Here is a 17,416-nt window from a genome sequence, read left to right on the forward strand (position 1 = left end):
TCGCCGGCCAGGTGAACCGCAGGGGCCAGGCGCAGTCCGTTTCTTGAAGGGTGTCACACCAATGGCCTGCATTGACGTGACGGCATTCCACAACGCTCTGCCGTGGGTGATAATGTGTCCCACGCGACACAGGGAGTCCCGAATGGAAGCGAAGGAAAAACAACTGATGGAGCTGCTTGGGTTGACGGCCCGTACGCTTACCCATCTGACGGCATCGATCACCACCATGTCCTTCGAGTTGCTGCGTAGCGAAGACAAGGTCGCCCGCGAGGCGGGCCGCCACATGATCGATCGTATGGCGACTATCAGTTCGGAGCTGGATGCTCATTGGCAAATCATCGGCGAAATGACCGGTGTGCATGTGCCGCAGGATGAAGTCGAAACCATCACCGAAATCGAAATGTTAAGCCCTCCCTCCGGCAATGCCATGCAGTAAGGCTTGGTCGGGGCAGGGCGAAGACCGAGCGCCACACTCGGCTTTCCTTTACAATTGCCCTACGTATCGGCGCGCAAGTGTCGAGTAGCCAAGCCTGAGGTGCCCATGGATATCATCGAAACCATCAAAGACCAGATCGCCAACAACACCATTTTGCTGTACATGAAAGGTTCGCCAAACGCTCCGCAATGCGGTTTTTCCGCAAAGGCCGTGCAGGCCGTGATGGGCTGCGGTGAGAAATTCGCTTACGTCGACATTCTGCAGAATCCGGAAATCCGCGCCAACCTTCCCAAGTACGCCAATTGGCCAACCTTCCCCCAATTGTGGGTTGGAGGCGAGCTGGTTGGCGGCAGTGATATCGTGGCCGAAATGGCCGCCAATGGCGAGTTGCAAACCTTGATCAAGGGTGCGACCACCAAGGCCGCGGAGCCACAAGCTGGCGCTTGATACGGTGACTCATAAAAAAACCCCGCCTCGGCGGGGTTTTTTTATGGCCAAAGCTTAGGCGTCTTCTTCGCCCATGCCGGATTGGAGGTAGTTCTCGATGCCGATCTTGTCGATCAGGCCAAGCTGAGTTTCCAGCCAGTCGATGTGCTCTTCTTCAGACTCAAGAATGTCCTCGAGCAGGTCACGGCTGCCGTAGTCGCCGACGGTTTCACAGTGGGCAATGGCGGCGCGCAAGTCCATAATGCCTTTCTGTTCAAGCTTGAGATCGCACTCCAGCATTTCACGGGTGTGCTCCCCGATCAGCAGCTTACCTAACTCTTGAACATTGGGAATGCCTTCAAGGAAAAGAATACGCTTGATCAGTTTGTCAGCGTGCTTCATCTCATCGATGGATTCATCGTACTCGTGCTTGCCAAGCTTGTTCAGGCCCCAGTCTTCGTACATGCGCGCATGAAGGAAGTACTGGTTGATGGCAATCAGCTCGTTGCCAAGAACACGGTTGAGATGCTGTATGACGCTAACGTCACCTTTCATGGTTTTAGCCTGTGCTTTTGCAGATGCCTGAAAGTTTGCGCGCCATAAAAGGCGCTGTCAAACAGGCATTTGCAGCACAAATATTCGCAAGTGTGAACGGGAATGGCTAATGTTTGCGTTCAACGCCAAATAGCAACACGAATGAAACGCGGTGGACAACAGAGGAGGGGTATTAAGCCACTGTAAACTCTACGGGAAAGACCGATACAGCTTGGGCTGCACGAATGTCAGCCAGCGTGTCACGCACCACTTCCTTGGCCAGGCAGGCACATTTTCCGCATTGACTGGCTACGCCTGTGGCCAGGCGCACTTCTCGGTAGCTGCAGCAACCTTCGTTGATGGCTTCACGGATCTGACCATCGGTAACACCCGTGCAGAGGCAAACATACATATCGCTGGCACCGTCGCTGTAAGGCTGGGAGTGCCAGGATCTTAATGTTAATGAGAATGCTTGTCAAAACGCCTCGGCAGCGAACGAGCCTCCCCCGATGAAAGGTCGTTCAGCGCTGCCTTCAGGCATCGAAGTCGCGCCAGCCGCCTAGGTCTTTCCAGCGGTTCACGATGCCACAAAACAGCTCAGCGGTTTTCTCGGTATCGTACCGGGCAGAGTGCGCCTCGCGGCCATCAAAGTCGATGTTGGCACTCTGGCAAGCCTTGGCCAGCACGGTTTGCCCGTACGCCAGGCCGGCCAGCGTAGCGGTGTCGAAGCTGGAGAAGGGGTGGAACGGGTTACGTTTCAGGTCGTGGCGTGCAATGGCGGCGTTAAGGAACCCGAGGTCAAAACTGCTGTTGTGGCCTACCAGAATGGCACGCTTGCAGCCGTTGGCTTTGACCGCCTTGCGAACGCTGCGGAAAATGTCAGTCAGTGCCGCTTCTTCGCTCACAGCCATACGGAGGGGGTGATCGAGCTTGATACCCGTGAATTCCAGCGCTGCGGCTTCGATGTTGGCGCCCGCAAAAGGCTCTACGCGGAAGAACAGCGTATGGTCGGGAAAGACGAACCCCTTTTCATCCATGGCAATAGTGGTGGCGGCAATTTCCAGCAATGCATCGGTCGCACTGTTGAAACCACCGGTTTCCACATCGATCACAACCGGCAGGTAGCCTCTGAAACGCGCTGCCATGGGATGGCGGCTGGCCGATGAAGCAGGGCCGTCAAGGTCGTCGTCGAAATGCTCTTCGCTCACGCGTGTGTCTCCAATACTCGCCACTGCAGGGTTTCACCTGCACGTAGTGGCACAACTTCATGTTCCCCAAAGGCGAGCACTGAAGGCGCTGCCCAAGGCTGACGGACCAGGGTGATCCGCGAGGTGTTGGTAGGCAGCCCGTAGAACGCTGGGCCATGAACGCTGGCGAAGCCTTCGAGCTGGTTCAGGGCGCCAGCTTGGTCAAAGGCTTCAGCGTACAGTTCGATAGCAGCATAGGCGGTGTAACAGCCTGCACACCCGCAGGCCGCTTCCTTGGCGTGCCGGGCATGGGGTGCCGAGTCAGTACCAAGGAAGAACTTGGGGCTGCCACTGGTAGCGGCCTCGATCAAAGCGCGCTGGTGCGTATTTCGCTTCAGGATAGGCAGGCAGTAAAAGTGCGGCCGTATACCGCCTACCAGCATGTGATTCCGGTTGTACAGCAAGTGGTGCGCCGTAATGGTTGCGCCGACATTGGCGCCCGCTGACGTCACGAAAGCCACAGCGTCGGCCGTAGTGATGTGTTCGAACACCACCTTCAGGTTCGGGAAACGCTCAACGATTCTCACCATGTGCTCGTCGATAAAGGCCTTCTCCCGGTCGAACACATCGATGTCCGCATGGGTCACCTCGCCGTGCACCAGCAGGGGCATCCCGACATCCGCCATGACCTCCAGTACCGGGAACAACCTTTCGATGGAGGTCACGCCTGAGTCGGAGTTGGTCGTGGCACCGGCCGGGTAGAGCTTGGCGGCCTGCACATAACCTGTGGCCTGCGCAGCGCGGATGTCCTCGGGCGAGGTGCGGTCGGTGAGGTAGAGCACCATCAGTGGCTCGAACGTACTGCCAGCAGGGCGGGCCGCCAGAATGCGCTGCCGGTAAGCCCCGGCCTGTTCGGCATTGCGTACAGGGGGCACCAGGTTGGGCATGATGATCGCGCGGCCGAACGTACGTGCGGCGTCAGCGACGGTCTGGGCCAAGGCCGCGCCGTCACGCAGGTGAATGTGCCAGTCGTCAGGACGTAGCAGGGTAAGGCGGTCGGTCATGAAGGGTACCAGGCGGGTCGAACTCATGAAGGCGCAGGCAACGTGGCAGGAACGGCACACAAGGGCCGGTACGTGTGCAGCTGCGAGCTACCGGTATAACAGGTGGGCGAATCCTACCGGAAAAGCCCGGTGGGGGCATCCGCTATCAAGTTTGCCGTGCCCTGACCGATATGCAGGGAGTACGTAGACTTCTACTCCGGAGCTTGCCGTGGGCCATCGCTACCTTGCCTGTCTGTCCCTGATCGCCTGTGGCCTTGCCACTGCGCCAGCGATGGCCTTTACCTTCCAGACTCGCCTGGAGAACGTGGAATGGAAAGTGGAGGGTGACCCCTTCGAATGTCGCCTTACGCAGCCGGTCGCCGATTTCGGCGACGGTCAATTCGTGCGCCGCGCCGGTGAGAAAGTTGTTTTTCGGCTCAATTCCAGCACAGGGGCGCTTGGTAACGGGACAGCTTCTCTGTTGGCTGCGGCGGCGCCTTGGCAGCCTGGCCGTTCCGATGTCAGCCTGGGTAGTACACGGCTTGGCGCAGGGCCGGTGTTGTTGACATCCAGCCAGGGCCAGGCGGCCGCACTGGTCAGTGGCTTGCTGGAAGGGCGCAGCAGCGTCGTGCGAACCGTTTCCACCGAAACAGGTCAAGCCATGGAAGTGCGTTTGCTACCCGTGAAATTCAGCAAGGCCTGGAACGATTACCAGGCCTGTACGGCAAAGCTGCTGCCGATGAATTTTGAGCAGGTGCGTTTGAGCCAAGTGCCTTTCCCCGGTACCGGAACAGAGCTGGATAACGCTGCCAAGGCACGGCTGGACACGATACTGGCCTTCATGAAAGCCGATCCATCGGTCAATCATGTGGAGTTGGATGGCCATTCCGATAACAGTGGCAACCGCCTGGCCAACCGCGACCTTTCACGTCGACGGGCATTGTCCGTAGCGGACTACCTTAAGGCGCATGGCGTACCGGAAAGCGCGATCGACGTACGTTTCCATGGTGAGCAATACCCGTTGGTGCCTAATACCTCCGCTGCCAACAGGGCTCGCAACCGCCGGGTAAATATCCAGCTCGACAGACGCACAACGACAGCCGTTGCCCCCGTCACGCCTGCAGAGGCCCCGTTAACTGCGCCCGCGACCGCCATTGGAGCTACTCCACCCCCGGCTTCCTCCAGTGCACCGGCTGCACCCGCAGCCCAGCCACAAGGGGCTGCGAAACACTGATATCAGCACCATGCTGTCGAAGTGACTGTCGCTTCCCCAACAGTGCTTGTCGCGCTACTGTAAATCCACGGCAGTCGGCGGTAGAATCGTCGGCTTTCAGCAAAACCCCGTGGAGTGATGGCATGGCGGACGTAAAAAAGGTCGTTCTGGCGTATTCCGGCGGCCTGGACACTTCGGTGATCCTCAAGTGGCTGCAGGATACCTATGATTGTGAAGTGGTGACCTTCACCGCTGACCTGGGCCAGGGCGAGGAAGTTGAGCCCGCACGCGCCAAGGCTCAGGCCATGGGCGTGAAAGAAGTGTACATCGACGACCTGCGAGAAGAGTTCGTACGCGACTTCGTGTTCCCAATGTTCCGTGCCAATACGGTTTACGAGGGCGAATACCTGTTGGGTACCTCCATTGCCCGCCCCTTGATCGCCAAGCGGCTGATCGAGATCGCCAACGAAACCGGCGCCGACGCCATCAGCCATGGTGCTACCGGCAAAGGCAATGATCAGGTTCGTTTCGAGTTGGGTGCCTATGCGCTCAAGCCTGGCGTGAAAGTGATCGCACCCTGGCGCGAGTGGGACCTCCTGTCCCGCGAGAAGCTGATGGACTACGCCGAGAAACACAGCATTCCCATCGAGCGCCATGGCAAAAAGAAGTCGCCTTATTCCATGGACGCCAACCTGCTGCACATCTCCTATGAAGGGGGCGTGCTGGAGGACACATGGACCGAACATGAAGAAGACATGTGGCGGTGGACTGTCTCGCCGGAAAATGCGCCGGACACCCCCACGTACCTGGAGCTGACCTACCGCCACGGCGACATCGTTGCACTGGACGGTGTGGAAAAATCGCCTGCCACCGTGCTGGCCGACCTCAACCGCATTGGCGGGGAAAACGGCATTGGTCGCCTGGACATCGTCGAAAACCGCTATGTTGGGATGAAGTCCCGGGGCTGCTATGAAACCCCCGGCGGTACGATCATGCTGCGCGCGCACCGTGCCATTGAGTCCATCACCCTGGATCGCGAAGTGGCGCACCTCAAAGACGAGTTGATGCCACGCTACGCAAGCCTGATCTACACCGGCTATTGGTGGAGCCCTGAGCGCCTGTTGCTGCAACAGATGATCGACGCGTCTCAGGCTCATGTGAACGGTGTGGTGCGTCTGAAACTGTACAAGGGCAACGTGACGGTGGTAGGGCGCAAGTCTGATGATTCGCTGTTCGATGCCACCATCGCCACCTTTGAAGAAGACGGGGGCGCCTATAACCAGGCCGATGCGGCTGGCTTTATCAAACTCAATGCATTGCGCATGCGAATTGCCGCCAACAAGGGCCGTAACCTGGCTTGAGTCAGTGGCATGAAGAAAGAGCCGCAGCCTGTGCTGCGGCTTTTTTTGCCGTATATCTGGGCGTTTGGGGTCGACTTTATGGCTGGGCCTGATCTGTAAGAGGCGGCTCCTGGGGTGGTGTACCCTGAGGGCGTGTAGCCTCCCTAGGAGGGGCAGTATCCGCGGTTGTGCTTCCGATGAGCGCCTGCTTGTTGAAATTCAGCGTGATAAAAAACAACGCAGTCAGAAAGGGCGGAAAAAGGACTAGGAACCACACAAATACGGCCTGATTTCGGTAGTCAAGCAAGGGGAGGCTGACCAGTGCCGAGGCTTCGGTTGTTGCGGCCAGAACGGCAATCAAGGCCAATGGGTTATTGATAGAGGCTGAAATGCGCATGCTCAGTCCTTGTCGCAGTGTGCGACGGTTAGTGTTTCGGCTTCAGGATAGGGGCCTTGAGCGGTATAAAACACTAGATAAAGCTAGACACGCTTAAACCGGATTAAACGGTATTAACCATCTGGTACGTGCTCTGTAACAGGTTGATAGCTTAAATGTAGGGCTCGCAATTGATGTCTAGGGAGGGGCGTGTAACGTTCCTGCTTCATTGCGATCATCCACGGGTTCAAAGGCAAGCTTTCAAGCATACTTGTAGGATATTTCAATCACCCATGTAAGGGGATTCTCAGACTCTACTCACCCTGGCATTTCGGTAACACCTGCGGCCGGAAACTGGGCTATGTTCCCGTTCGACAACAAACTGTAGCAATCGGATCAGCTCATGAACAAAGTGCTCATCGTGGATGACCATCCCGTGATACGTCTGGCAGTAAGGATGTTAATGGAACGCCATGGCTACGATGTCGTTGGCGAAACCGACAACGGGGCGGATGCGCTCCAGCTGGCTCGTGAATCACAGCCGGATATCGTCATCCTTGATATTGGTATCCCCAAGCTGGACGGCCTGGAGGTTATTGCTCGCCTGACGGCAGGGTCTATTGCTCATATGCGCGTGCTGGTGTTGACCTCCCAGGCCCCTGGCCATTTCTCCATGCGTTGCATGCAGGCCGGTGCAGCGGGTTACGTGTGCAAGCAACAGGATCTTACTGAATTGCTTAGTGCAATCAAGGCGGTATTGTCCGGCTACAGCTATTTCCCGAACCAGGCACTGCACCCGGTGCGCTCTCAAATGGGGAATGTTAGTGAAAAGGAGCTGGTACAGCGTTTGTCGAGCCGGGAAATGATGGTTTTGCAACAACTAGCTTCGGGCCGAACAAACAAGGAGATAGCGGAAGCCATGTTGCTTAGCAACAAAACGGTCAGCACCTATAAGACCAGGTTGCTGATGAAACTTAATGCCAGGTCATTGGTAGACCTGGTGGAAGTCGCTCAGCGCAACGGAATTGTCGGTTAGTTTTGCGCCCCCGCCTTCGCGGGGGCAAGGCGTTTTCTGCGTCAGAAGTCGAAGTTGTAGTCATCCAACTGCTTTTTGAGCCGACGCTCCTCCAGAAGGTTGTCGATGGTTCGACGCTTGCTCAGGTTGCTTTTACTGACCTCTGCGACAGGCTCGGCTTCGTCTGCATCGGCCAGTACAAAATCTTCATCCACTTCCAGTGCTGCTTGCTCGGTTGCCATTCATCCACTCCGGCCCAGTGGGCCTCCAAGGGGGTGCTCTTGGCGCACCTTATATCGGCAATTCCAGAGTGGGTAAAAGAGATTTTTTCAATCAGCAAGATAGCGGCATTACGCTTTCTCAATCGTCCGAAGTCTTGGCCTTGTATTCGCACAGGTCTTCGATGCGGCAGCTGCCACAGCGGGGTTTGCGTGCCTGGCAAACGTAGCGCCCGTGAAGGATCAGCCAGTGGTGAGCGTCGAGCAGGTAGGGCTTGGGAACGTGCTTGAGCAGGCCTCGTTCCACCTCTACGACATTCTTCCCAGGTGCAATACGAGTGCGGTTGCTCACCCTGAAGATATGAGTGTCCACTGCCATGGTGAGCTGTCGAAAGGCCGTGTTTAGCACCACATTGGCCGTTTTGCGACCAACGCCCGGTAGCGCTTCCAAGGCTTCTCGACCTTCTGGAACCTCGCCGCCATGCAACTCGACCAGGCGCCGACAGGTTTCGATCACATTCTTGGCTTTGCTGTTATACAGCCCGATGGTCTTGATGTAATGGCTCAAGCCTTCTACACCCAGGTCGAGAATGGCCTGGGGCGTATTGGCGACCGGGTATAACCGAGCCGTGGCCTTGTTCACACCTACATCCGTGGATTGCGCAGACAGAATGACCGCGATCAACAGTTCGAAGGGTGTGGTGTAGGCCAGCTCGGTGCGGGGTTCGGGATTGTCTTCGTGGAAGCGGCGGAAGATTTCCAGTCGCTTGGCAGCGTTCATTGAAAAGGTCCTCTGGCTGCCCCCGCCCAGCTCAAGGCTGGGCACGAACAAGGTATTGCGCTTATTTGATCCGCTGACCAGGCTTGGCACCTGTGTCTGGTGACAGCAGGTAGATCTCCGAGCCGCCAGGGCCCGCCGCCAACACCATACCTTCGGAAAGACCGAAACGCATTTTGCGCGGCTTAAGGTTGGCGATCATCATCGTAAGCCGCCCTTCGAGCGCGGTTGGGTCAGGGTACGCACTCTTGATGCCGGAGAACACCGTGCGTTGCGCATCGCCGATGTCCAGCGTCAGGCGCAGTAGCTTGTCTGCGCCCTCGACCGCTTCGGCCTTGAGAATGCGTGCTACGCGCAAGTCAACGGCAGCAAATGCGTCAAAGTCGATTTCGTCTGCCAAGGGGTCTGATACCAGCTCGCCATTGCCAGACGATACGGGATCGACCGTAGCAGCCAGGCTCTCCTGGGACGCCGCCACCATCGCCTCGACCCGGGCCGGTTCTATACGCGTCATCAGCGGCTTGAAGGCATTCAGGGCATGATCGGTCAGCAGCGCCTGGTGGTCGTCCCAGTGCAGCGGGGCGACGTTGAGGAAGGTTTCAGCCTCGGCAGCCAAGGCTGGCAGCACCGGTTTGAGGTAAATCATCAGCAGGCGGAAGAGGTTGATGCCTGCCGCACAGATGGCCTGCACTTCATCCTGCTTGCCTTCCTGCTTGGCCAAAGCCCACGGTGCCTTGTCGGCAATCCATGCATTGGCACGGTCGGCCAGGGCCATGGTTTCACGCATGGCCCGTGCGAAGTCTCGCTGCTCGTAGGCGTCTGCAATAACCGGCGCCGCAGCGACGAAGGCTGCTGTCAGCTCGGGTGCGGCATTACCGGCTACCAGGCGGCCGCCATTGCCCTTGTGGATAAAGCCGGCACAACGACTGGCAATGTTCACTACCTTGCCGATGAGGTCCGAATTGACCTTCTGCACGAAGTCCTCAAGGTTCATGTCCAGGTCGTCCACGCCCCGGCCTAGCTTGGATGCGTAGTAGTAGCGCAGGTACTCCGGCGCCAGGTGTTCAAGGTACGTTCGGGCCTTGATGAACGTGCCCCTGGATTTGGACATTTTCTGGCCATTGACCGTGAGGTAACCGTGCACATTGAGTGCGGTAGGCTTGCGGTAACCAGCGCCTTCGAGCATGGCGGGCCAGAACAGCGCATGGAAGTTGACGATGTCCTTGCCAATGAAATGGTACAGCTCGGCGGTGGAGTCCTTGCCCCAGAAGGCGTCAAAGTCCAGCTCTGGCCGCCGTGCGCACAGGTTCTGGAAGCTCGCCATGTAGCCGATGGGTGCATCCAGCCACACATAGAAGTACTTGCCAGGTGCGTCGGGAATTTCAAAACCGAAGTACGGCGCGTCGCGTGAGATGTCCCACTCCTGCAGCCCAGAGTCCAACCACTCGGCCAGCTTGTTGGCCACTGGCTCCTGCAGGGTGCCGCTACGGGTCCAGCCTTGCAGCATGGCCTGGAAATCTGGCAGCTTGAAGAAAAAGTGCTTAGAGTCACGCAAAACGGGGGTGGCCCCTGAGATCGCCGACTTCGGGTCTTTGAGGTCTGTGGGCTCGTAAGTAGCACCACATTTTTCGCAGTTGTCCCCGTACTGATCGGCTGTACCGCATTTGGGACAGGTGCCCTTGATGAAACGGTCGGCCAGAAACATCTGCTTTTCAGGATCGAAATACTGGGTCACGGAGCGTGTGGCAATGTGACCGGCGTCGCGCAGGCGCACATAGATCTCGCTGGAGAGCGCGCGGTTCTCTTCAGAGTGGGTGGAGTAGAAATTGTCGAACTCAACCAGAAAGTCTGCGAAGTCGGTGCTGTGCTCGGCCTTGACCGCATCGATCAGCTGTTCGTTGGTCACCCCTTCCTTTTCTGCCCGCAGCATGATGGCCGAGCCGTGCGCATCGTCGGCGCACACATAGATGCACTGGTTGCCGCGCAGCTTCTGATAGCGCACCCACACGTCGGTCTGGATGTACTCGACCATGTGGCCCAGGTGAATGGAGCCGTTGGCATAGGGCAGGGCGCTGGTAACGAGAATCTTGCGGGGCTCGGACATAAGGCTCGGCTACTTGAACTGGAACGAAGACCGACCACTATAAAGCGGCGCGCTTTTTTTTTCATCAACGCGGCTGAACAGGTAGCATAGGCGGCCATCACACAGCCTTGCCAGGGAGTTGCCATGAGCGTTGTTACCCGCGCAGCAGTAGAGAGCGTGCTGCGCCAGTACACAGACCCATACCTCGAACAGGACCCGGTGACGGCCGGGTGTGTGGAAGCTGTTCACATCCAGAGCACCCAGGTACAGGTGGACCTGCTGCTCGGTTACGCGGCGGCGCAATTCCATGCGGGGTGGGCGCAAACCCTGCAGATAGCTTTGGAAGGCCTGGAGGGCGTAGAACAGGCGCAGGTGCGTGTGCGCTCTGCGGTTCAGCCGCACAAGGCCCAGGCGCAGGTACCGGCGCTGGCCAACGTTAAGAATGTCATTGCCGTCGCGTCAGGAAAAGGCGGGGTAGGGAAGTCCACCACGGCAGCCAACCTTGCCTTGGCATTGGCCAGAGAAGGTGCGCGCGTGGGCATCCTGGACGCCGATATCTACGGCCCTAGCCAGGGCGTAATGTTCGGTATTGCCGAGGGTACGCGCCCGCAGGTGCGTGAGCAGAAGTGGTTCGTGCCGCTTCAGGCCCATGGTGTGGAGGTGATGTCCATGGCATTCCTGACGGACGACAACACGCCCGTGGTGTGGCGAGGGCCCATGGTGTCCGGCGCCCTGATGCAACTGATCACGCAGACGGCCTGGAATGATCTGGATTACCTGGTGATCGACATGCCGCCGGGAACCGGTGACATTCAGCTGACCTTGGCGCAGAAAGTACCCGTGGCCGGTGCGGTCATTGTTACCACGCCACAGGACCTGGCTTTGCTGGATGCCAGAAAGGGCGTTGAAATGTTCCGCAAGGTGCATATTCCGGTGCTGGGCGTAGTGGAAAACATGGCGGTGCACCTGTGCTCCAACTGCGGCCATGCCGAACACCTGTTTGGCGAAGGCGGCGGTGCGCGCCTCGCGGCCCAGTACAGCGTGGAACTGCTGGCATCGCTCCCGCTTGCGATGAGCATTCGCCAGCACGCGGATAGCGGCAAGCCAACGGCGATTGCAGAGCCCGACAGCCAGGTTGCCCTCATGTACCAGGACCTTGCCCGCCGCGTGGGTGCACGTATCGCCCGGGAAGAGCGCCTGGCCGCTCCGTTGCCGACGATCAGCATTTCAGATGACTGAATCGAAGGCATGAAAAAACCCCGCCTAGGCGGGGTTTTTCAGCTTCTCACCGAGGAGAGAAGCGCATTCAAGTGCGATTAGGCAACTTGAACTTCTTCAGCTTGCATGCCCTTCTGGCCGCGAGTAGCGACGAAAGTCACTGCTTGGCCTTCTTTCAGGGACTTGAAGCCGTCGGACTGGATGGCTTTGAAGTGTACGAACAGGTCATCGCCCGACTGAGGGGTGATGAAGCCGTAGCCTTTCTCGTCGTTGAACCACTTGACGGTGCCGTTTTGGCGATTGGACATGGTATGTCTCCTTGGACAAAGTTAACTGCGGCGTTGGAACAGCCCTAGCCGGAACTGAGTGCAAAGAGCATGAAAATTCTTGTTGATGATGAACATCCTGCAGTAATTCTCGGTGACAAAAGCAGCACAGTGGCGCCACCTTAAACCTTTTTCAGCGGCCTGCCAATGTACTTTTCACTCTCGCCTCATCACGCTGCTGGCCCGGCGCTGTATGCTCGATAACCCCGCCTCGCTTTGAACCCACGGCTCCAGCCCGGTAAGATGCGCGCCAATTGTGTATCAACCTTCAGGACAGCCCTCCAATGAGCATCAAATCGGACAAGTGGATTCGCCGCATGGCCCAGGACCACGGCATGATCGAACCCTTCGTGGAGCGCCAGGTGCGAGGCGAGGGCGCGCAACGGGTGATCTCCTTTGGCGTCTCCAGCTATGGCTACGACGTACGGTGTGCTGACGAATTCAAGGTGTTCACCAACATCAACTCCGCGACCGTGGACCCGAAGAATTTCGACGAAAAAAGCTTTGTCGACGTCAAGAGCGATGTGTGCATCATCCCGCCCAACTCCTTCGCGCTTGCACGCACCGTCGAGTATTTCCGCATTCCACGCAACGTGCTTACCATTTGCCTGGGCAAAAGCACTTACGCCCGTTGCGGTATCATCGTCAACGTCACACCGCTGGAGCCCGAGTGGGAGGGCCATGTGACCCTGGAATTCTCCAACACTACGACCCTGCCGGCGAAAATCTACGCCAACGAGGGGGTAGCACAAATGCTGTTCCTGGAGTCCGACGAAGCCTGTGAAGTGTCCTACCGGGACCGGGGTGGCAAATACCAGGGCCAGCGTGGTGTCACCCTGCCGCGTACATGAAAACTGCGTTACACCAACGAATCGAGTTGAATTCGATCCGGTTCCATGACTCTACTGCACGAACTCTTCGATTGTGTATTTCGAAACGGGCCCATGCTCAGGAGTGACTATGAAGATCGACTCGAACATCAGTGCCACACTGGCTTCGCTGCAGCCGAACAATATCGGCATGCTGGCCTGGTCTCTGCTCGCGAACCCTGCCGGCTGGCAAGCAGGCGGCGTACCTGGCCAGCCTGACCCAGACTTTCCGGCGCCTGGCCCGGGTGAGCAGCCCAGCGAGCCAGGGGAACCCACCATCCCAGACGTACCACCCCCCACGCCGGTGGCGTGATTTATAAATGGCAGCCAGTTAATCTGCGAGGGCTTCACCACGAAGCCCTTCGACTATTTTGACAATAAAGGCTTGCCATGCGCGCACACCGTTTTCTCCAGCAGTGCTTCCTCGCCTGCGTTGCCCTGTTTTCCTTCGCCGCTTCGGCCTCTGCCGAGCCCACAGCCAACCGCCTGCAAACGGTCATAGACCGAGGCGTTCTACGCGTTGGCACCACAGGGGATTACAAACCGTTCAGTTACAAGATGCCCGACAGCGGCCAGTTCGTTGGCCTGGACCTGGAGATTGCTAAGGGCATTGCCGAGTCGCTGGGCGTGAAGCTTGAGGTGGTGCCCACCAGTTGGCCTACCCTGATGGCTGACTTGGCAGCGGACAAGTACGACCTAGCACTGTCAGGTGTTTCAGTGAACCTGGAGCGCCAGAAGAAGGCGTTTTTCTCTCTCCCTTACCAGCGCGATGGAAAAACACCTATCACCCTGTGCAAAAACCAGGAACGTTTTCAAACCCTTGCCCAGATCGATCAGCCACAGGTCAAGGCCATCGTCAACCCCGGCGGCACCAATGAAAAATTCGCCCGTGCCAACCTCAAGCACGCTCAGATTCTGATGCACCCGGACAACGTCACCATTTTCGAACAGATTGTGGAAGGTAAAGCCGACCTGATGATGACGGATGCAGTTGAAACCCGCCTTCAGCAGAAGCTGCACCCTGAACTATGCTCGGTGCACCCGGATGCGCCTTTCGATTTCTCGGAAAAAGCCGCTCTGATGCCTCAGGATGCCGCACTCAAAGCCTATGTGGACCAGTGGCTGCACCTGGACATCGCCAGTGGCCGTTTCGATCAGCGCATGCAGCAGTGGCTGGATTATCCTTGGCAGCCAGCACGTCACTAGGGGGCGATTGGCCATACCTGGCCATCACCTACCACGTAGAGTTGGGTGCCTGGCTTGCGCTCTACGGCGAACCCCCCGGTAAATGCACCGAAGGCGGGTAGCAGCGTTACCTGCCGACTACTGTGGAAGCAGGGCAAACGCATGCGCTGCCGACCGCGACCAGACAAGAAAAATACCGGGTGCACGTGGCCGGCCAGCACATGCCGGTCCGGGTGAGGGTGGGGTTCGTGTTGCAGGGCCAGGTTGCCTAGCAGCAAGGGCTCAGGCACCACTTCAAATGCCAGGTCTGGGGGTGGGTCACCGGCCCGGTGGTCGTGGTTGCCGCGTATCAGCACAATCCGCAGAGTCGGGTTAAGCCGGCGCCACGCCCGTAACTGGTCCAGCGTACCGGGCGCGTGGGAGCCAGGGCCATGCAGAAAATCCCCTAAGAAAATCAAGTGCTCGACCGGGTAACGGTCCAGCGCCTGCTGCAGTACCTGCAGGTTTGTGCCAGTGGTTCCGTGAGGCACAGGCTGGCCCAGGCTGCGGTAGGCAGCAGCCTTGCCAAAATGCGCATCGGCGATCAGCAGGGCCCGCTGTTCAGGCCACCAAATAGCTTTTTCGCCCATCAGCACCAACTGTTCGCCTGCCAGTGTTATGACCTGATCGCCGCTCATCACCGCGTCACTCATCGGGGCACCTCAGGCCCTGCTGCTTTCTCCAGATCATTCACCATTCGGGCAATCCGGTCAGCCAGTTTTTCCGAGCTCATGCTTTCACGCAGGCGCTCGACCATTAGCGGGAACGCTAGCGGCGTGGGCCGCTTGATCACATGGAAGTCCAAGGTGCGTTCGCCGATACGCCGCAGGGTCTGCTCCAGCCGCACCACGTCCAGTTCCTGGCGCAACACTTCCTGCTGGGCTTGGGTCAGCAAGAGGTTGCCTGCGTCGTATTGCTTGAACACTTCATAGAACAATCCACTGGAGGCCTGTACCTGCCGGGTGCTCTTCTGTGCGCCGGGGTAGCCGCCAAACACCAGGCCGGAAATGCGTGCAATCTCCCGAAACCTTCGCAAAGCCAGTTCCCCTGCATTCAGGCTGGCCAGGGCGTCCTCCAGCAGGCCGTCTGGGGATAGCACGCCACTGGCCAGCGCCTCGCTCCAGTCCACCTCACTTGGGGTGAGCAGTTCCACGCCGTAGTCATTTACGGCAATGGAAAAGCTCAGCGGGCGTTGCTGGGTAAGGCGCCAGGCCAACAGGCTGGCCAGCCCCAAGTGAACCAGGCGGCCAGCGAACGGGTACAGAAACAGGTGCCAGCCTTCGCGGGATTTCAGGCTTTCTGCCAGGAACGTATGGCGGGTGGGCAGGGCCGACCACGTTTGCTGAACGTCTAGCAGAGGGCGTACTGCGCGCATGGGCGCACTGGTATAGATCCCGCGGCTGGCATCGTCAAGCTTGCCCACGAATGCATCGGCCAGTTCACCGGACAAGGGCAGGCGGGTGCCATTCCAGCGAGGGACAGAAGGTTTTTTGCCGGTGCTGCGCTTGACGTAGGCCGTCATGTTTTCTACCCGCACCAACTCCAGCACCTTGCCCCCGAACAGAAAGACTTCGCCCGGGCGCAGCCGTGCAACAAAGCCTTCTTCGACACTGCCTAGCGAGCGCCCACCGCCGCCTTTGCTCCAGTATTTCAAATGCAGTGTGGCGTCGCTGACAATGGTGCCGATGCCCATGCGATGGCGCCGGCCCACGCGTGCATCCGGTACCCGCCAGACACCCGCCTCATCCGGTTCCACGCGGCGGTAGTCGGGGTACGCCGTCAGGCTCGCGCCCCCATGGCGTACAAACGCCAGGGCCCACGCCCACTCATCGTCGGTGAGGTCGCGGTAGGCCCAGGCGCTGCGAACCTCTTCCAGTAGCGGCTCAGGCAGAAAACCACCTCCCAGGGCGATGGTCACCAGGTGCTGTACCAGCACGTCTAGGGGCTTTTCCGGTGACTCGCGGGGCTCTACCTGGCGCGCTTGCAAGGCGTCGGTGATGGCGGCTGCTTCCACTAGCTCTAGGCTATGTGTAGGGACCAGTGTCACGCGCGAGGGTCGACCGGGAGCATGACCTGACCGACCGGCGCGCTGTATGAGCCGTGCCACGCCTTTGGCTGAACCGATCTGCAACACCCGCTCCACGGGTAGAAAGTCCACGCCCAGGTCCAGGCTGGACGTGCACACAACCGCCTTGAGGTGCCCCTGCTTGAGCGCCATCTCTACCCATTCGCGGACTTCGCGGGCCAGTGAACCATGGTGCAGCGCAATCAGGCCTGCCCATTCCGGGCGCGCCTCCAGAATGGCCAGGTACCACAGTTCGGACTGGCCGCGGGTGTTGGTGAACACTAAGGTGCTTTCGCTTTGCGCCAGTTGCTCTACCACTTGGTCCAGCATGCGCAGGCCGATATGACCGGCCCATGGAAAGCGTTCGATCGCCGGTGGCAACAGGGTGTCCACCGTGATGACCTTGGCTGTGCCGCCTTCGATACGGGTACCCCCGCCTTGTGGCAGCAGCACCTGCTGGGCTTGGTCAAGGTTGCCAAGGGTCGCGGAGATACCCCATACCTGAAGGTGAGGGTTCCACTGGCGCAAACGGGCCAGTGCCAGTTGAAGCTGCACACCGCGCTTGTTGCCCATCAGCTCATGCCACTCGTCGACCACTACCATGCCCAGTGTCGAAAGCTCCTCTCGGGATTGCTCCCGGGCCAGCATCAGCGTCAGGCTTTCAGGTGTAGTCACCAAGGCGCTGGGCATCCGCCGGCTCTGGCGGGCGCGTTCGGCACTGCTGGTGTCACCGGTACGCAGTCCAACCGTCCAATTGATACCCAAGGCTTCTATAGGGGCGAGCAGGGCGCGGTGGGTATCAGCGGCCAGTGCGCGCATGGGGGTTATCCATAGCACGCGCAGGGGGGCTGCCACCTTGCGTTTGCGGGTAGGCGCCGGTACGTCGATGGCAAAGGCACTGAGCGCGGCGAACCAGACGGCGTAGGTCTTACCCGCCCCGGTGTTGGCATGCAGCAGTCCGGATTCACCCCTGGCGCTGGCGGCCCATAAGGCTTTCTGAAAGGGAAAGGGTTTCCAGCCGCAGGCGTCGAACCAGGCCTTGGCGTAATTGGGAGGGCGGGGCAT

20 protein-coding genes are annotated in these 17,416 nt (G+C 58.8%); 9 read left to right on the top strand and 11 right to left on the bottom strand.

What is annotated here, in order from left to right:
- The first annotated feature begins 142 nt into the window (after window positions 1-142).
- Entirely contained in the window at window positions 143-436 is a 294-nt protein-coding gene (gene plzR, locus ACSAMW_RS19770; RefSeq protein ID WP_040261033.1) for a PlzR type 4 pili assembly inhibitor, read from the top strand.
- A gap of 105 nt (window positions 437-541) precedes the next feature.
- Window positions 542-883: a Grx4 family monothiol glutaredoxin gene (grxD, locus tag ACSAMW_RS19775; protein ID WP_500591716.1), complete on the top strand. Its 342-nt coding sequence runs from the start codon at window positions 542-544 to the stop codon at window positions 881-883.
- Window positions 884-937: 54 nt separating this feature from the next.
- Here grxD and bfr read toward each other — a convergent pair whose 3' ends face one another.
- The 4 genes from bfr to pyrC form a co-directional block, all read right to left on the bottom strand.
- Window positions 938-1,417, bottom strand: coding sequence for a bacterioferritin (gene bfr / locus ACSAMW_RS19780; RefSeq protein WP_500591717.1), 480 nt, complete (start codon window positions 1,415-1,417; stop codon window positions 938-940).
- A 172-nt stretch (window positions 1,418-1,589) separates the two neighbouring features.
- Entirely contained in the window at window positions 1,590-1,808 is a 219-nt protein-coding gene (locus ACSAMW_RS19785; protein ID WP_500591718.1) for a bacterioferritin-associated ferredoxin, read from the bottom strand.
- Window positions 1,809-1,929: 121 nt separating this feature from the next.
- The gene (gene rnt / locus ACSAMW_RS19790) at window positions 1,930-2,604 is read right to left on the bottom strand and encodes a ribonuclease T (RefSeq protein WP_500591719.1); all 675 of its coding nucleotides are present in this window, start codon (window positions 2,602-2,604) and stop codon (window positions 1,930-1,932) included.
- Window positions 2,601-3,647 (bottom strand): dihydroorotase, encoded by a 1,047-nt coding sequence (gene pyrC, locus ACSAMW_RS19795; protein ID WP_500594087.1) that lies wholly within the window; start codon window positions 3,645-3,647, stop codon window positions 2,601-2,603. The genes rnt and pyrC overlap by 4 nt, the downstream gene beginning before the upstream one ends.
- A gap of 208 nt (window positions 3,648-3,855) precedes the next feature.
- Between pyrC and ACSAMW_RS19800 the strand changes: the two genes are divergently transcribed.
- Together ACSAMW_RS19800 and ACSAMW_RS19805 are read left to right on the top strand one after the other, a co-directional pair.
- Window positions 3,856-4,860, top strand: coding sequence for a flagellar protein MotY (locus ACSAMW_RS19800; protein WP_500591720.1), 1,005 nt, complete (start codon window positions 3,856-3,858; stop codon window positions 4,858-4,860).
- 122 nt (window positions 4,861-4,982) lie between these two features.
- Window positions 4,983-6,200 carry an argininosuccinate synthase gene (locus tag ACSAMW_RS19805; RefSeq protein ID WP_500591721.1) on the top strand — a complete coding sequence of 406 codons (1,218 nt, stop codon included), beginning with the start codon at window positions 4,983-4,985 and terminating at the stop codon, window positions 6,198-6,200.
- 76 nt (window positions 6,201-6,276) lie between these two features.
- Here ACSAMW_RS19805 and ACSAMW_RS19810 read toward each other — a convergent pair whose 3' ends face one another.
- On the bottom strand, window positions 6,277-6,576 hold the full coding sequence (locus tag ACSAMW_RS19810) for a hypothetical protein (protein WP_500591722.1): 300 nt from the start codon (window positions 6,574-6,576) through the stop codon (window positions 6,277-6,279).
- A 382-nt stretch (window positions 6,577-6,958) separates the two neighbouring features.
- On the opposite strand from ACSAMW_RS19810, the gene ACSAMW_RS19815 reads away from it, so the two are divergent.
- Window positions 6,959-7,591 carry a response regulator transcription factor gene (locus tag ACSAMW_RS19815; protein ID WP_168081991.1) on the top strand — a complete coding sequence of 211 codons (633 nt, stop codon included), beginning with the start codon at window positions 6,959-6,961 and terminating at the stop codon, window positions 7,589-7,591.
- Window positions 7,592-7,632: 41 nt separating this feature from the next.
- Here ACSAMW_RS19815 and ACSAMW_RS19820 read toward each other — a convergent pair whose 3' ends face one another.
- The 3 genes from ACSAMW_RS19820 to metG all read right to left on the bottom strand — a co-directional run bounded on the left by ACSAMW_RS19820 (window position 7,633) and on the right by metG (window position 10,670).
- Complete coding sequence (locus ACSAMW_RS19820; protein ID WP_500591723.1) at window positions 7,633-7,812, bottom strand: PA3496 family putative envelope integrity protein; 180 nt, start codon at window positions 7,810-7,812, stop codon at window positions 7,633-7,635.
- A 118-nt stretch (window positions 7,813-7,930) separates the two neighbouring features.
- Window positions 7,931-8,569 (bottom strand): endonuclease III, encoded by a 639-nt coding sequence (nth, locus tag ACSAMW_RS19825; protein ID WP_500591724.1) that lies wholly within the window; start codon window positions 8,567-8,569, stop codon window positions 7,931-7,933.
- Between the two features lie 61 nt (window positions 8,570-8,630).
- On the bottom strand, window positions 8,631-10,670 hold the full coding sequence (gene metG, locus ACSAMW_RS19830) for a methionine--tRNA ligase (RefSeq protein WP_500591725.1): 2,040 nt from the start codon (window positions 10,668-10,670) through the stop codon (window positions 8,631-8,633).
- Between the two features lie 123 nt (window positions 10,671-10,793).
- Between metG and apbC the strand changes: the two genes are divergently transcribed.
- Window positions 10,794-11,888 carry an iron-sulfur cluster carrier protein ApbC gene (apbC, locus tag ACSAMW_RS19835; RefSeq protein WP_500591726.1) on the top strand — a complete coding sequence of 365 codons (1,095 nt, stop codon included), beginning with the start codon at window positions 10,794-10,796 and terminating at the stop codon, window positions 11,886-11,888.
- Between the two features lie 77 nt (window positions 11,889-11,965).
- Here the strand turns inward: apbC and ACSAMW_RS19840 are convergent, their stop codons facing one another.
- Window positions 11,966-12,175, bottom strand: a complete 210-nt coding sequence (locus ACSAMW_RS19840) for a cold-shock protein (protein ID WP_079202733.1) — start codon at window positions 12,173-12,175, stop codon at window positions 11,966-11,968.
- Window positions 12,176-12,477: 302 nt separating this feature from the next.
- On the opposite strand from ACSAMW_RS19840, the gene dcd reads away from it, so the two are divergent.
- The 3 genes from dcd (at window position 12,478) to ACSAMW_RS19855 (ending at window position 14,268) form a co-directional block, all read left to right on the top strand.
- Window positions 12,478-13,044 (top strand): dCTP deaminase, encoded by a 567-nt coding sequence (dcd, locus tag ACSAMW_RS19845; protein ID WP_168081980.1) that lies wholly within the window; start codon window positions 12,478-12,480, stop codon window positions 13,042-13,044.
- A gap of 109 nt (window positions 13,045-13,153) precedes the next feature.
- Window positions 13,154-13,375, top strand: a complete 222-nt coding sequence (locus tag ACSAMW_RS19850) for a hypothetical protein (protein ID WP_500591727.1) — start codon at window positions 13,154-13,156, stop codon at window positions 13,373-13,375.
- 77 nt (window positions 13,376-13,452) lie between these two features.
- Window positions 13,453-14,268 (top strand): transporter substrate-binding domain-containing protein, encoded by an 816-nt coding sequence (locus ACSAMW_RS19855; protein WP_500591728.1) that lies wholly within the window; start codon window positions 13,453-13,455, stop codon window positions 14,266-14,268.
- Here the strand turns inward: ACSAMW_RS19855 and pdeM are convergent.
- On the bottom strand, window positions 14,265-14,924 hold the full coding sequence (gene pdeM, locus ACSAMW_RS19860; RefSeq protein WP_500594088.1) for a ligase-associated DNA damage response endonuclease PdeM: 660 nt from the start codon (window positions 14,922-14,924) through the stop codon (window positions 14,265-14,267). The genes ACSAMW_RS19855 and pdeM overlap by 4 nt on opposite strands.
- 11 nt (window positions 14,925-14,935) lie before the next feature.
- Entirely contained in the window at window positions 14,936-17,416 is a 2,481-nt protein-coding gene (locus ACSAMW_RS19865) for a ligase-associated DNA damage response DEXH box helicase (protein ID WP_500591729.1), read from the bottom strand.

Source organism: Pseudomonas sp. AB39(2026), from assembly GCF_059831485.1.

Excerpts from the sequence above, each read along its gene's own strand:
- plzR (WP_040261033.1), top strand. The coding sequence starts at position 143 with ATGGAAGCGAAGGAAAAACAACTGATGGAGCTGCTTGGGTTGACGGCC.
- grxD (WP_500591716.1), top strand. The coding sequence starts at position 542 with ATGGATATCATCGAAACCATCAAAGACCAGATCGCCAACAACACCATT.
- bfr (WP_500591717.1), bottom strand. The coding sequence starts at position 1,417 with ATGAAAGGTGACGTTAGCGTCATACAGCATCTCAACCGTGTTCTTGGC.
- ACSAMW_RS19785 (WP_500591718.1), bottom strand. The coding sequence starts at position 1,808 with ATGTATGTTTGCCTCTGCACGGGTGTTACCGATGGTCAGATCCGTGAA.
- pyrC (WP_500594087.1), bottom strand. The coding sequence starts at position 3,647 with ATGACCGACCGCCTTACCCTGCTACGTCCTGACGACTGGCACATTCAC.
- ACSAMW_RS19805 (WP_500591721.1), top strand. The coding sequence starts at position 4,983 with ATGGCGGACGTAAAAAAGGTCGTTCTGGCGTATTCCGGCGGCCTGGAC.
- ACSAMW_RS19810 (WP_500591722.1), bottom strand. The coding sequence starts at position 6,576 with ATGCGCATTTCAGCCTCTATCAATAACCCATTGGCCTTGATTGCCGTT.
- ACSAMW_RS19815 (WP_168081991.1), top strand. The coding sequence starts at position 6,959 with ATGAACAAAGTGCTCATCGTGGATGACCATCCCGTGATACGTCTGGCA.
- ACSAMW_RS19820 (WP_500591723.1), bottom strand. The coding sequence starts at position 7,812 with ATGGCAACCGAGCAAGCAGCACTGGAAGTGGATGAAGATTTTGTACTG.
- nth (WP_500591724.1), bottom strand. The coding sequence starts at position 8,569 with ATGAACGCTGCCAAGCGACTGGAAATCTTCCGCCGCTTCCACGAAGAC.
- metG (WP_500591725.1), bottom strand. The coding sequence starts at position 10,670 with ATGTCCGAGCCCCGCAAGATTCTCGTTACCAGCGCCCTGCCCTATGCC.
- apbC (WP_500591726.1), top strand. The coding sequence starts at position 10,794 with ATGAGCGTTGTTACCCGCGCAGCAGTAGAGAGCGTGCTGCGCCAGTAC.
- ACSAMW_RS19840 (WP_079202733.1), bottom strand. The coding sequence starts at position 12,175 with ATGTCCAATCGCCAAAACGGCACCGTCAAGTGGTTCAACGACGAGAAA.
- dcd (WP_168081980.1), top strand. The coding sequence starts at position 12,478 with ATGAGCATCAAATCGGACAAGTGGATTCGCCGCATGGCCCAGGACCAC.
- ACSAMW_RS19850 (WP_500591727.1), top strand. The coding sequence starts at position 13,154 with ATGAAGATCGACTCGAACATCAGTGCCACACTGGCTTCGCTGCAGCCG.
- ACSAMW_RS19855 (WP_500591728.1), top strand. The coding sequence starts at position 13,453 with ATGCGCGCACACCGTTTTCTCCAGCAGTGCTTCCTCGCCTGCGTTGCC.
- pdeM (WP_500594088.1), bottom strand. The coding sequence starts at position 14,924 with ATGAGCGGCGATCAGGTCATAACACTGGCAGGCGAACAGTTGGTGCTG.
- ACSAMW_RS19865 (WP_500591729.1), bottom strand. The coding sequence starts at position 17,416 with ATGCCCCGCCCTCCCAATTACGCCAAGGCCTGGTTCGACGCCTGCGGC.